The 13,883-nt window shown below is 45.7% G+C and carries 12 protein-coding genes, 1 rRNA gene and 1 pseudogene; 1 reads left to right on the top strand and 13 read right to left on the bottom strand.

Going from position 1 to position 13,883, the window contains the following annotated elements; all coding sequences use genetic code 11:
- Positions 1-3: 3 nt before the first annotated feature.
- The 4 genes and pseudogenes from EV213_RS17910 to EV213_RS17895 all read right to left on the bottom strand — a co-directional run bounded on the left by EV213_RS17910 (position 4) and on the right by EV213_RS17895 (position 4,346).
- Positions 4-1,530: a Ppx/GppA family phosphatase gene (locus tag EV213_RS17910; RefSeq protein ID WP_243740259.1), complete on the bottom strand. Its 1,527-nt coding sequence runs from the start codon at positions 1,528-1,530 to the stop codon at positions 4-6.
- Positions 1,531-2,669: 1,139 nt separating this feature from the next.
- A complete protein-coding gene (tatC, locus tag EV213_RS17905) occupies positions 2,670-3,413 on the bottom strand; it encodes a twin-arginine translocase subunit TatC (protein ID WP_133581942.1) in 744 nt (247 codons plus the stop codon).
- Positions 3,414-3,524: 111 nt separating this feature from the next.
- Positions 3,525-3,692: pseudogene (locus tag EV213_RS21145) on the bottom strand (twin-arginine translocase TatA/TatE family subunit); the annotation flags it as partial.
- A gap of 3 nt (positions 3,693-3,695) precedes the next feature.
- The gene (locus tag EV213_RS17895; RefSeq protein WP_133581940.1) at positions 3,696-4,346 is read right to left on the bottom strand and encodes a redox-sensing transcriptional repressor Rex; all 651 of its coding nucleotides are present in this window, start codon (positions 4,344-4,346) and stop codon (positions 3,696-3,698) included.
- A gap of 216 nt (positions 4,347-4,562) precedes the next feature.
- Here EV213_RS17895 and EV213_RS17890 point away from each other — a divergent pair, with 216 nt between their 5' ends.
- On the top strand, positions 4,563-6,512 hold the full coding sequence (locus EV213_RS17890; RefSeq protein ID WP_133581939.1) for an ABC-F family ATP-binding cassette domain-containing protein: 1,950 nt from the start codon (positions 4,563-4,565) through the stop codon (positions 6,510-6,512).
- 269 nt (positions 6,513-6,781) lie between these two features.
- Here EV213_RS17890 and lipA read toward each other — a convergent pair whose 3' ends face one another.
- The 9 genes from lipA to rrf form a co-directional block, all read right to left on the bottom strand.
- Positions 6,782-7,708 (bottom strand): lipoyl synthase, encoded by a 927-nt coding sequence (gene lipA / locus EV213_RS17885; protein ID WP_133581938.1) that lies wholly within the window; start codon positions 7,706-7,708, stop codon positions 6,782-6,784.
- Positions 7,709-7,719: 11 nt separating this feature from the next.
- A complete protein-coding gene (locus tag EV213_RS17880) occupies positions 7,720-8,532 on the bottom strand; it encodes a lipoate--protein ligase family protein (protein ID WP_341770358.1) in 813 nt (270 codons plus the stop codon).
- 174 nt (positions 8,533-8,706) lie between these two features.
- On the bottom strand, positions 8,707-9,741 hold the full coding sequence (gene tsaD / locus EV213_RS17875; protein ID WP_133581937.1) for a tRNA (adenosine(37)-N6)-threonylcarbamoyltransferase complex transferase subunit TsaD: 1,035 nt from the start codon (positions 9,739-9,741) through the stop codon (positions 8,707-8,709).
- Positions 9,738-10,193 carry a ribosomal protein S18-alanine N-acetyltransferase gene (gene rimI, locus EV213_RS17870; RefSeq protein WP_133581936.1) on the bottom strand — a complete coding sequence of 152 codons (456 nt, stop codon included), beginning with the start codon at positions 10,191-10,193 and terminating at the stop codon, positions 9,738-9,740. Before rimI ends, tsaD begins: the two co-directional genes overlap by 4 nt.
- A gap of 11 nt (positions 10,194-10,204) precedes the next feature.
- Positions 10,205-10,885, bottom strand: a complete 681-nt coding sequence (gene tsaB, locus EV213_RS17865) for a tRNA (adenosine(37)-N6)-threonylcarbamoyltransferase complex dimerization subunit type 1 TsaB (RefSeq protein WP_133581935.1) — start codon at positions 10,883-10,885, stop codon at positions 10,205-10,207.
- The gene (gene tsaE, locus EV213_RS17860) at positions 10,882-11,334 is read right to left on the bottom strand and encodes a tRNA (adenosine(37)-N6)-threonylcarbamoyltransferase complex ATPase subunit type 1 TsaE (protein WP_133581934.1); all 453 of its coding nucleotides are present in this window, start codon (positions 11,332-11,334) and stop codon (positions 10,882-10,884) included. Before tsaE ends, tsaB begins: the two co-directional genes overlap by 4 nt.
- Positions 11,303-12,346: a thiamine-phosphate kinase gene (thiL, locus tag EV213_RS17855; protein ID WP_133581933.1), complete on the bottom strand. Its 1,044-nt coding sequence runs from the start codon at positions 12,344-12,346 to the stop codon at positions 11,303-11,305. Before thiL ends, tsaE begins: the two co-directional genes overlap by 32 nt.
- Positions 12,347-12,393: 47 nt before the next feature.
- Positions 12,394-13,539 carry a trans-sulfuration enzyme family protein gene (locus EV213_RS17850; RefSeq protein ID WP_133581932.1) on the bottom strand — a complete coding sequence of 382 codons (1,146 nt, stop codon included), beginning with the start codon at positions 13,537-13,539 and terminating at the stop codon, positions 12,394-12,396.
- 76 nt (positions 13,540-13,615) lie between these two features.
- Positions 13,616-13,727: ribosomal RNA gene (rrf, locus tag EV213_RS17845) — 5S ribosomal RNA — on the bottom strand.
- Positions 13,728-13,883 lie beyond the last annotated feature (156 nt).

Here is a 13,883-nt window from a genome sequence, read left to right as displayed (position 1 = left end):
AAATTACATACCCATCTCCTCAAACGTTAACACAATCTCTTTTTTTATGGCTTTTTCAATATGCTTAATGTATTTTTCCGCTTGATAGGATTCAGAGAGACAGTCCTTACGACAATGAATGATAAATTCGACATGCGATTCGTGCTCTTTTAGAGATATAGCTTCGACAATTTTTCGATCTGTCGCGTTTAGCGCCTTGGAGAACTTCAGTAAACTGCCCAAATACGACAGCGTCTTGCGTTCTTTTTTATAAAACCAACCCTTAAATGGTTGCGCCCATTCTTCCAGTCGGCTTTTGGAATGAAATGAGGCCACAAGAGCCAACTTTACACGTTGTTCATGAAACAATCCGTCAATAGTCCGGTTGGACAACACGTAAAACGTATGCTGGCTGGCAGCTTCGCGATCAATATACTGGCCTAATTGAAACAATCGCCCTGCACTTTCAAGCAGCTTTCTATCTGTCGCCTCGAGCTCAAAAAAACGATGCTCTTCCAAGAGGTCGGCAAGCATTTTGGCGAGACGGACGACCTCACCTGTGTCAGACGTATCTGTACCAAAATCGTTTTCAAGCTCCGTCATGCTCTTATCTAAAACGGACACCTCACTTTGCGTCACGCCATTGCTTCGGTGTATCATTTCATACAGCAAGCCTTCACGTAGTCCTTTTCGGCTTAGTATCCATTTCGGAGCCTCGATACATTCACATAACGCTTGGAAGCTGCTGATCGCGGGAATGATGATGTCAGCTCGATCCTTTGATAAGCCTTCTACTTTCTGTCGATCAGACACATCCAATGAAATGAGCTCATTGAGCACGGTCGGAATCTCACTTGGGTCCATTTCATATTGATGCAGCCCACCAATCGGATAATGATGCAGCCCTTGATGAATCAAGGCAAGATTGCGTGCGCTTCCACCGATCGCGATGACCGGAATGCCCGTTTGCAGCCACGGAATCGCTTCAAATTGAGCTTGCAAAAACAGGAGCAGTTTCTCTAATGAAGCTTTATCCTCTTTTGCATTAAAAAAGCGGCGTTTCAGGGTAAGGGCACCAAATGGTAAACTAATGCTTTCCTGGATATCGCGATCCTTGAAATATGTAAGCTCTGTAGACCCCCCGCCAATATCAATTGTGATCGCCTCTGAGACCATGATCGAGTGTTTGACAGCCAAAAACCCATAATAGGCCTCTTCCTCTTCAGAAAGGATTCGCATCGTCAATCCTGTCTCCTGAGATACTCGGCGTTTCACATCCTCGCGATTGACCGCTTGACGAATCGCCGCTGTAGCTGCGCAGATCATCGTATCCACATGCTGCTCATCGAGAATGTTATTAAAATGAGTCAAAATATGAATTAATTTCTTAATGCCTGCTTCTGTAAGGACAAGATCTTCGGTTAGATCTTCGCGAAGGCGTGCTACAATTTTCACATTATGGAGCTCCTCATAGCGACCAGACGGTTTCTCCTGGTAAATGACGAGTCGAACGGTATTTGAACCGATATCAATAACGGCATAGATAGGCACTAAAGACGGCCCCTTTCCCTATTTACTAACGATTGGGCGAATACGACAAGCGCTTTCGCTCGCAATTTCCTTCTGAGTATTTTACCATTCTTCGCCGAAAAGAAAAAACAGTCCGCTATGAAAGCTCTGAAAAACCTTGCTTTTGCCGAAAGAGTACTCTTAGCCTGGAAAAATTATGCTTGTTAACTCAACTTCCCCCCTTTTATTTGGCAGGCACGCTTAGAGATCACTGGGTAAAGCTACAAACCAATGTTGTCTTGCTTTTGATACAAGCTGCCATACGCTCGCTTTCACCCTAAAGGGTACAAGTGCATCATCGACTCGAGAAAACCTCATCGTGATTTCTTTGCCGCCGGGCGAACTGCGAGCCTCCTCGATCGCTTTCGAGCTCTGTAGGGTCTCGCTTAGCTCGCTTTTACACCCTACGGGTACAAGTGCAACATCGATTCGAAAGGACCTCATCGTGTTTTCTTTGCCGCTGGAGTCTCGCTAGTGGCTGCTTTTAATGCACTCATTTTTTATGATGTGACATTAAGCGTAGAGATCTGCTTAGGTACTAAATGGCGATCTTTTAAAAAATACAGGATTGTGAGCATTGCTTTAAATACTGAATACAGCTGGTGTTATTCTCAAGATGTCAATCGATCTATCTCGCCTTGCTTCCACTCCAGCGCAGTCAGTGTTGAAGATGATTAAACTTAAAGCCACCACTGCATCAATATTGCGCTAGGTGATATAAGTTTGCTTGAAACGATGCATTTACTTGTCTTGTTTGGTAAGCAATCACGCCTTAACACGCTTTCTTACTCGTTATATGAGATCGGGACAAAATAAAAACCATTTAAGCAGAAACAAACATCAGCGTAGTCAACATACGTAGACTCCTGCGGGAACAGCGCGAGCTGAAGATCCCGCAGGAAAGCTTGCTTTCCGAGGAAGCTGAAGCCGTGCCCGCGGAAAGCGAAGTATTTTGACGAAGCGGTTAATGCCTTACTTGTAAAAAAAAAAACTCCGAACAAATGAATTGTTCGAGAGTTTTATAAAAATAAACTAGCTCTGTCTCAGCCTCTTTACAAAAATTGTATGCATTCTGCACAGCTCTCCGCTATGAAACTGGTTTTCAGTGTGCAATTATTGATTTATACTGTCTGTTCATTCGCCTTTTCACTGCGTTGCTTTTTTCTTAGCGCATAGGCTGAGATTACAATGGATAATTCATAGAGCAGCAACAGTGGAACGGTCACCATCATATGTGAAAAGATATCCGGTGGTGTAATCAACCCAGCGATGATCAGTAAGACAAAATACGAATACTTCCGGATTTTCCTCAGCAGCGTCGGTGTCAATAACCCGAGACGCGTGAGAAACAACACGACCACTGGCAGCTCAAACAGCACACCAAATGGCAACGTGATCTGAAACAAGAACGTAAAGTATTCCTGCACACCAACCATAGGTTCGATGCCCATTCGTTCTGACAGTTGAAGCATAAAGTTTAATACGAACGGGAAAAGAATAAAATACGAAAACGCCAATCCGACTAAAAACAGCGCAATCGCAATCGGAATATAGCTTAACGTTGCTTTGCGTTCATTGGAAAAAAGACCCGGGGCGACAAATCGCCAAAGCTGATAAAGAGCAACAGGAAACGTGCAAATAAGACTAATGATAAAAGCAAGCTGCATATACACCTTGAGTGGGTCCTGTACTCGAAAGCCTTTAAGGTCTTCCTGATAGGCGTTTTCACTTAAGTACACAAACAATGGATCTGACAAAAATAGTCCCAAAATGGTAAACACAACAAGCGCAACGACCACGATGATCACACGTTTTCGCAGCTCAACAATGTGCTCTGCGACGAGTAAGTTTAGATTGTCTTTCATATGATCGTCACCCTATTTAGTCTGATTGATCTGATTGTCGTTTGGTGAAGTCTCTACCTCAGCTTTTGCCTTTTGGTCATTCTGGTCTTTTTGTTCTTTTTGTTCTTTTTGTTCTTTTTGTTCTTTTTGTTCTTCTTCATCATCCGCTAATCCCTTGGTCGCATTTTTAAACTCACGAAGTGTATTTCCGGCAGCTTTTCCAAGCTCGGGTAATTTTTTGGGGCCAAACACGAGCAATCCAACAACGGCAATTAGCCCAATACTCACTGGTCCTAGCATGCGTTATTCCCCCCCTTCTTTGGGATACGTTTTAAGAAAATAGACGAGAGCCTGGAGCTCCACGGATAAATCGATATGGTGCACTCTCACCTCTGGCGGAGTCGTTAAACGAGCCGGGGTGAAATTTAGTATGCCTCGTACACCAGCTTCTTCAATCAAACGGTCGGTTGTCGGCTGAGCGACAGGCGAAGGAACGGTAAGGATCGCAACGCTTACACCATTGTCCCTCATTCGATAAAGCTCGTCAATGCCATACACAGGAACTTCACTTATTTTTGTCCCAATTTTGTCTGGATCGCTATCAAATGCCATTTCAATTTTTGTATTGTTGTTTTTAATAAAATTGTAGTTCAAAAAAGCCGTTCCTAAATTTCCAACGCCAATTAAGCTCACTCTTGTCACTTCATCTTGATCAAGCGTTTCACGAAAAAAACGAAGCAGGTATTCGACATTATAGCCGTATCCTTTTTTTCCTAACGCACCGAAGTAAGAGAAATCTCTCCGAATCGTTGCTGAATCCACCTTTACAGCTTCGCTAAGCTCAGCGGAGGACACGCGTGACTTTCCAGAGCTGTGAAGGTTTTTTAGAAAACGATAGTATAAAGGCAATCGTTTTGCTGTTGCCTGGGGAATTTTAGGCTGTTCATGATCCACTGCGCAAAGCACCTTCCTTTTTACGAACCAAACATTTTCTATATAAGTTCGCTGATATAGTTTATTTTCCAGCTCGTCTTCTCTTAAAAGATCTTCTTAAATCATACCATATTTGCTTAGAACTGCAATTTTAGAATCATTTCCGACGACTAGCAAACAGTTGCTCTATGAAAGGCTTTTGCGCTACACTTGGACATGAATTGAGGTGACAATCTATTGATTATATTACAAGCCAACCAGCTTTCGAAAGCGTATGGGGCTGAAACCATATTGTCTTCGATAAAAATGGAAATTAAACACCGTGATCGCGTTGCTGTCGTTGGTCGAAACGGTGCCGGTAAATCAACCTTACTCAAAATGATCGCTGGCGAGCTTCCACACGATGGAGGGGAACTGATCATTCCGAATGCAGTTTCTGTCGGGTACTTGCCCCAACAGGCCGTTCTTTCATCTGACAAAAGCATTTGGGATGAAATGCTAGACGAGTTCAGCGACCTGCTGGCCATTGAACAACGTATTCGTTTGCTTGAGACGAAAATGGGCAGCGAAGAAACGTTAAGCAACGAAGCGAGCTACAATAAAATAATGAAGGAATATGATACTCTACGTGCGGATTTTGAAGCACGAAATGGATATCAGCTTGAAGCCGATATCCGCGGGATACTGAGCGGCTTACAATTTAACGGCTTTGACTATTATCACACAACCGTGTCTTCCTTAAGTGGTGGCCAAAAGACAAGGCTCGCGCTTGGAAAGCTACTGCTCACAAAACCAGATTTGCTCATTTTGGACGAGCCAACAAACCATCTTGACATTGACACCCTTACTTGGCTTGAGGGCTATTTGCAAGGGTATCCTGGCGCATTGCTGCTTGTCTCCCATGACCGCTACTTCCTTGATAAGATTGTGAATCAGGTATACGAGATTTCGAGAACCCATTCTCAACGCTTTTCTGGCAATTATTCGTATTATCAGGAGCAAAAAGCGCTCCAGTATGAGCGAGACTTGAAGGAATTTGAGAAGCAGCAATCAGAAAAACATAAACTTGAAGATTTTGTTCAACGGAACATTGCACGTGCATCCACAACAAAGCGAGCACAAAGCCGCCAAAAGCAGCTTGAAAGACGCGATTGGATGGATCGTCCTGATGGTCTGGAGAAATCGGTAGCCTTTACGTTCCCAACGGATCAGGTCAGCGGCCATGATGTGTTGCGAGTCCGTGATGTGACATTGCAATACGATGATCAAAAGGAGCCGTTGTTCCCTTCATCCAGCTTCCATATCGACCGCGGGGAACGCACCGCTCTCGTAGGTCCGAACGGCGTCGGGAAAACGACGTTGTTGCACATGCTGCGTGGACAAATGCCTCCAAGCACAGGCAGCTTTCAACTTGGCAGCAACATCACGCTCGGCTTTTATGATCAGGAACAGGCACAGTTACGTTCTACAAAAACAGTGCTTCAGGAGCTGTGGGACCGTTACCCGTCCTTTGATGAGAAGGATATTCGTACGGTCCTTGGAAATTTCCTTTTCTCTGGTGACGATTGTTTGAAAATCGTCAATACGTTGAGTGGTGGTGAAAAGGCACGCCTCGCCTTAGCCATTCTAATGCTCAAAAAAGCGAACGTATTGTTGCTCGATGAGCCGACAAACCATCTGGATATTGATGCAAAAGAGGTACTTGAGGCGGCATTAAGTCACTTTTCAGGCACGATATTGTTTGTCTCTCATGACCGCTACTTTATGAATCAAATTGCGACAAAGGTGCTTGAGTTGTTGCCTAGCGGACTTACAACCTATCTTGGAGATTATGATTACTATCTTCGTAAAAAGGAAGAGGAAAAGGAAAGGCTCGCGCTTGATGCACTAGAGCAACCGAAAACTGACCAAGAAGATGGGGCACAAAATGAGTCGAAGGAGTCTTTTGAGCAGCAGAAGGACGCGAAGCGGAAAAAGCGCCAGCAGGAGCGTCGTATGGCTGAGATTGAGGAATTAATGCAGCAAACAGAAAATGAAATCAATGCGTTGGAAACGGCATTATTGCAGCCTGAAACGTATGAAGATCATGAAAAAGCCCATGACGTCCAACTGGCTCTACAACAAGCCAATCAAACGCTAGAGGATTTGCTCGTCGAATGGGACGAATGCTCCACAGATAACGCTTAAATGCAAGAACCATTTTTTGCACAGCATTTTTATCCACAGCACAAAAGGCTGTCAGGATAAGTTATACACAAAGTTATCCACGTTATCCACAATTTTTCGCAAACTTATACACATATCCACTCTTAATAGAAGTGTAGTTGCCACAAGCATTATCCTTTAAACCTGAGTGTGCTGTGTACGATGTGGAAAAGCTTGTGGATAACCATTATACACATCGAAGGGGCTGTCCGAAAGTCATACCCATGACTTGTTGGACAACCCCTTTTACATTAAATAGAACAACCGCCACCCATTTGTCGTGCTCTCGCCTCTGGTGTCACCTGTTCATCGGCATGATACGAGGAACGGACCAATGGCCCTGATTCGCAGTGCTGGAAACCTTTTTGCATAGCGATCTCTTTCAGTTCCGCAAACTCATCAGGATGGTAATATTTTTCTACCTTTAAATGCTTGAATGATGGCTGCAAGTATTGGCCAATGGTCATAATGTCCACACGATGAGCACGTAGATCATCCATCGCTTGAATGACTTCTTCCTTCGTTTCCCCGAGCCCGAGCATGATGCTTGATTTCGTTGGCGTGTCAGGTGCGATGGATTTGACACGATCAAGCAGCTCAAGCGAGCGATCATAGGTCGCACGATGACGCACCGTAGGGGTAAGCCTTCTCACTGTTTCAATATTGTGATTAAAAATGTCTGGCTTGGCATCCATTAATGTTTTGATGCTCTCATACGTCCCCTTCATATCTGAAGGCAACACCTCAATGGTCGTTTGTGGCATTTTCCGTCGAATGGCACGGATCGTTTCAGCAAACACCTCTGAGCCTCCGTCTTCCAAATCGTCGCGCGCCACCGCTGTAACAACCACATGCTTTAGTCCCATCTTCACTACAGAATCTGCCACACGCTCCGGCTCTGCCAAGTCCAATTCGGTCGGTTTTCCTGAAGTTACCGCGCAGAAACGACAACCTCTCGTGCAAATGGAGCCAAGGATCATAAACGTCGCTGTCTTGCGAACAGACCAGCACTCATAAATATTTGGACATTTGGCTTCCTCACAAACGGTATGTAAGTTCATTTCGCGCATCATTTTTTTGAGATCCATGTACTCTTTGTTCGTATTAAAGTCAATCTTCAGCCATTCCGGTTTACGTAACATGCCTTCGCGTTTTTCTGCCATCGTTTTTTTCGCCATGTCTTTTCCTCCTAACGAGAATATAAGAAAGCTGGATTCTGATACTTTTCTGCTGCTAACTGCTCGATCTCCTCTACCTGGTCGTTCGAAAGCTCGAGCCTCTCAAACGGTACATTCAGACTCGTCTGAAATCCATTGAAAAAGGCGGCGCGAATATCCGCTAATGTCGTTTCCGGAGTGAGCACTTCCTGAAGACTAAATGCTTTAGAGGCAAAGCGTTGATAAGCCCGCTCCTTTGTCCGCTCACTTGGGTAATGAAACAACTCCAACAAATCCTCAGCCCTCATCCAAATTGGAATCGAGCCATGCTGCAAGATAATCCCCTTTTGTCTCGTTTGTGAACTGCCAGCTGCCTTTTTTCCTTCTACATTGATCTCGTAATAGGAGGCTTCCTCAAAACAATTGGCCGTGCCAAGCGGCTTGTTCTCTGCTGGAAAAGAAAATTCCGCGACTACACCGAGCTTAGCAAAGCCTCGGAGAAGTCCTTCTGACAACACCTTATAGGTTTCCTTAATTGTGGAAGGGATCGTTGGATAATCTTCAGAGACGATAATGCTATAAGTTAATTCCTTATGATGCAGCACAGCTTGCCCACCTGTAGGGCGACGAACAAGCTCAAAGCCTCTTTTATTGAGTTCTGCCGTATTAAATCTATTTTCTGTTTTCTGATAGTATCCAACAGAAAGTCCCCCTGGGTCCCACCCATAAAAACGAAGCACCGGGGGAATATGGCCTTCCCTGTGCCACTTCATTAGCATTTCATCGGCCGCCATATTAAAGGCGGGGGGATGGTCTCCGTCGTCCCAGAATGCCCACGTATGCACGTTATTCACCTTCTTGAATGAATGTCTTTACTAAAAAGTGCCTTTCCAAGCTCTATTATAGCAGACATCACAGTCGTGTCTTCACTTATTTCCTAGTAATTCTCTTCGTTTTCTATCTTCGGACTCGGATTTAAAAAACATTCACGCAGGAGAATAACGTGAATGCTCAATGGTTTAGCTATTATTTTCTCCACTTAACCACTGTGACAATGGGTAAGAAGGACGAGCGTTCAAGGACAGAGGTGCTCGAATGCCACGAGCCCACGCCATACTTGCCGCCGCTCCAATCATTGCCGCGTTGTCTGTACAAAAAGCAGAGGGAGGAATCGTCACAACGACCTCAGACTGGTTAAATTCAGACTGTATGGCAGCGCGTAGTCCTTTGTTCGATGCCACGCCGCCAGCTACAATAAGCTGTCTCGCGTTGGTTTGTTTAACAGCTTCTTTTGTTTTAGCGACAATTACTTCAATAACAGACGCTTGAAAACTCGCTGCCATATCCGCAGCGTCAATCGTTTCCCCCCGTTGTTTTGCATTGTGCCATGCATTTAGGACTGCCGATTTTAGTCCACTAAAGCTAAAATCCAATGATCCTTCTTCCAGCCAAGCCCGAGGCAATGGGATGTTTGCCTCTCCCACCGCAGCCAAACGATCAATTTCAGGGCCTCCAGGGTAAGGCAGACCAACAACCCGAGCCACTTTATCGTACGCTTCGCCCGCGGCATCATCTCTTGTTTGACCAATCGTTTCAAAGCTTCCATGCTCCTTCATGTAGATAAGCTCCGTATGCCCTCCAGACACGATAAGGGCGATAAGCGGAAACGTGAGCGGTTCGCTGAGTTGGGCAGCATAGATGTGACCCGCTATGTGATGCACATTAATGAGTGGCAATTGGTGACAAAAAGCAAACGTCTTTGCCGCCTGAATGCCGACTAGCAAGGCACCAACGAGACCCGGTCCTTCCGTTACCGCAACCGCAGTCAGCTGTTTAGGCGTCACTTGCGCCTCTTCTAATGCTTGTTGAATGACCATCGTCACTTGCTCAACGTGGTGCCTCGACGCAACTTCAGGAACGACACCACCAAAGCGACTGTGGCTATCCATTTGCGAGGCAACAATGTTTGATACGATTGTTTTTCCATCTCGAATAATTGCCGCAGCGGTTTCATCACAGCTCGTTTCGATTGCTAAAATATACTCGTTTGTCATGTTAAATTCACCCACATTACCATTGCGTCTTCATTGTTGTCTGTGTAATAGCCTTTACGAATGCCACCTTTTTTAAAGCCGAACTTTGTGTACAAATTTTGAGCGACTTTATTGGACAATCGAACCTCTAATGAAACGGTCTTCCCGCCTTTGGCTTTCACTGTTTCAAGCGCACAATGGAGCAACGCTTCGCCTAGCTTTTTCCCTCTGTACCTAGGAAGCAAGGCAATGTTGGTCACATGCGCCTCGTCAAGAATAATCCAGACGCCACAGTAACCGACAACCTCGGTTTCATTATGAACAGCTGCCACATAGTGTGCATAAGGGTTTTGGGAAAGCTCCTGTACAAATGCCTGCCGTCTCCACGGCGTCGCAAAAGAATGCTTTTCTACATGAAGCACTTGGTCTATGTCCTCTAGCGTCATTTGTCTAAATGTTACAGATGTCTGCATTTGGGCTCCCCCTACGTGGTGCGGCGCTGCCAGTTGGCTTCTGCCTCAGACAGCTTTAAATAGTCTGGAACAACAGTATGGACATTGCTTTCTGACGTCCAGTCTTCTGCACGAATCGCCAGCTCTGAGGCACGTGGTACACTTGCTTGAAGGGATGCGAACACGGCCTGTTCCTGAAATGCTTTCTGTAGGACATCACGTATAGGCTCGGTAAGCTCGCCAATAAAATGAATCGGCTTGTCCGTAGTGTCCTTTAGAACGTCGATCCAACCTTGTAAATGAACATACCGATCCTCAAGCTGATTTATGCCGTCTAGATAAAGCCCTGAATACACGTGTTCACGCCGGGCATCGAATATGGGGCATACCATCGCACTCTTTGGCCCATTAAAGCTAAGCGCTTGAAGGCTAGAGATTGACACTAGCCTCGCGCCAACGGACCAGGCAAATGTCTTGGCAACAGTCACGCCCATCCGAACACCCGTATACGACCCTGGTCCTTTTGCAATCGTGACGGTACCGATATCTTTTGGTACCCAACCAACGCTTTCCAACATATGCTCAATGGCTGGCAACAAACGTACGGCATGATTACGCAAACCGACAGAAGTCGTTTCCGCAACAAACCGCTTATCCTCAGCCAATCCTAGACTTAACGCCGCATTTGACGCGTCAATGGCCAACACCTTCATGATAATGCCTCCCTACATAAATCCTCATAGATCTGACCCACCGCTTTGAACGTCAGCGTTCGACCGTTCTCTGTATAAGCAATGGCGATACTTACCCTTTGCTCCGGAAGCACTTCTTCAACATATTCCGGCCATTCAATGACGGTAACGCCTTGACCGTATACGTATTCGTCAAGGCCAAGATCGTCTTCTTCACCTTCTAAACGATAAGCGTCCATATGGTATAAAGGAAGTCGACCTTCATACTCTTTAATGATCGTAAACGTTGGAGAGTTGACGATCTCCTGTATGGAGAGACCAATCGCTAGTCCTTTAACAAACGTTGTTTTTCCAGCCCCGAGATCTCCTTCTAGGGTAAGCAGAGTCCCTGGTGCTACTACGTCTCCTAAACGGCGCGCTATCTCCTTCGTTTCGTCTTCAGTTGTCGTATGAATCACGTACGTCGCCATGATTGTCCCCTTTTGATAAATGATTGTACCCTGATTTTTCTAGCACGCGTCCGGTTTGTCGAGAGAGGACACGGCTAGGTCCACTCTCCACATACCCAATGCGTGTCACAGGCACTGAGGTCTTCGCTTTAAACAGTTCTTCCAGCAGCGGCCATTTGTCAGCTGCAATCGTGCCGACAAGCTCAAAATCCTCGCCTCCGCTGAATGCATACTGAAGCGCCTGCTTTCGCTCAAGCGTTAGCATATAGCCGCGAAACTGAATAGCATCTTCTTCGATGACAAGCGTTGATGAGCTGGCTTCCGCGATTTCCCACAACTCACTGGCAAGGCCATCACTAATGTCATTTGCACATGTACTACCTGCCTCACGTAGGAGACGGCCTTCCACACAGCGCGGCACTGGGCGTTGATGAGTTCTGACAATCTCCGCCTCCATGTCTAAAAAACGCATATGCCTTCCATTTTTCAGAAGGGTGTCCAACCCTGCTCCCGATTCACCGACAAAACCTGTGACAAAGAGAACATCACCAGGCTGAGCTCCTGAACGCGTCAGTATTTGCTTAGGATCGGCGTAGCCTAATACCGTGACATTGATGATCAATGCAGGCCCACTCGTCGTATCTCCACCAATCAGGTCCATGCTGTAGAATGAAGCAAGCTCCTGCATGCCTTTATAGAGATCACGTATCTCATCCTTATTTGTATGCTTGGGTATCGTTAGTGTTACGAGATAATAGGCTGGCCATGCGCCCATAGCAGCGATATCACTAATATTTGCCGCAAGCGCTTTGTACCCCACATCTGACATTCCCATCGTCGTCTTAGTAAAATGTGTGCCTTCTACCATTTGGTCCTGGCATACAACAATATTTTTCCCATCATCAGGGCGAAACACCGCTGCGTCATCCCCTATGCCAAGAATAAGCTTCTCATGATAATGGGTTTTTGGGGTAATTGCACGAATTAGTTGGAATTCATCCAAAGCGCTCGCCACCGTTTCTAGTTGTTCCATCGTACTGTTATTCTGACACACTCTCCCACGCTCTTCAATAAAGCCGTCTAATAAGCTGCATCGACAGCTTCTTTGAGGCTGGAAACTATATCATCCACATGTTCAATACCAACGGAAATCCGGACATGCTGCTTCGTAATCCCTGTATTGGCTAACAGCTCTGGAGGGAGTGCACGATGTGAAGTCGCTATCGGATACGATACCGTCGTTTCAACTCCTGCTAACGTCGCTACGAACTTAATCCAATTTAGTGAGGCAAAGAACCGATCCATAGCTGCCTTCTCTTCTAAAGCGATGGTCACGATGGCACAGCCTATGGATTCACCTGCCAACGATGGATGATACACCTTTTCTATGCCTTGATACCCTGACAGTTTAGATGCTACAGCTTCGGCATTAGTCACCTGACGTTCCATTCGCACGCTCAATGTTTTAAGTCCACGGCAAGCAAGCCATGCTTCAAAAGGACTTAGCGATAAGCCTAAATTCACGACAACACTCCGGGCTTTCGTGATCCATTTTTCATTTCCGACCACCACGCCAGCAGTCACATCACTGTGTCCACCAATGTATTTCGTTGCGCTATGAACTACCAAATCCGCCCCAGCATCTGACGGTCGACACACATAAGGCGTGGCAAATGTATTATCTACCATCAAAACAACTTGTTTCTTTTTTGCGATGGCAGCAATCGTCTCAATCGGTTCGACAAGAAGCAATGGATTCGTAATCGATTCTGAGTACACAAGCACTGTATTGCTTTGAATGGCATCTTCTATCGCCTGACTTTTTGAAAAATCGACGAAACTTACATCAATGCCCTGATGTTTCAATTCATGAGAGAAAAGCTGATAAGTGCCCCCATACAAATCTTGTGTCGCGACGATGTGATCGTCTTGCTTGGCCACCGCAAGAACGCCAGCAAGAATGGCAGAGAGTCCTGACGACGTCGCAACCCCAGCTTCGGCATTCTCAAGCTTTGCCACCGTTTGTCCGAGCTCGTCCGTGTTTGGATTGCCTACACGTGTATATAAATAAGGGGCGGTTTCGTCCCCTTGATAAAATGCTTCCAGCTCATCTAAACTACGAAACGAATAAGCACTCGTTTGATAAATCGGGGTCGTTTTGCTACGAATAGGCGCCTTAGTTTTTAGCGTAGATTGAACAACCTTGGTGTCAAAATGTGCATCCATATGTAGGACCTCTCTTTTGTTTAGATAGTAGAAAAAAACAGACTGCGCATAACGCACAGCCTGTTCTCATTCACGTGCCCGGCAACGTCCTACTCTCACAGGGAAACCCAACTACCATCGGCGCTGAAGAGCTTAACTTCCGTGTTCGGCATGGGAACGGGTGTGACCTCTTCGCTATCGTCACCAGACACGTTATTCAATTGACAAGAAGAATTATATCGCTTTTCTTGTAGAAAAGCAATAGGATCATCCTTCAAAACTAGATACCGACACACACGGTTGAAACAAAAATCAATTGAAGAGAAGGCCTCGATCGATTAGTATCCGTCAGCTCCACGTGTCGC

This window comes from Aureibacillus halotolerans, assembly GCF_004363045.1.
Lineage (GTDB): Bacteria > Bacillota > Bacilli > Bacillales > DSM-28697 > Aureibacillus > Aureibacillus halotolerans.
Note: the sequence above shows the minus strand (reverse complement) of the source record. Positions and strands in the feature narration are given on the sequence as shown.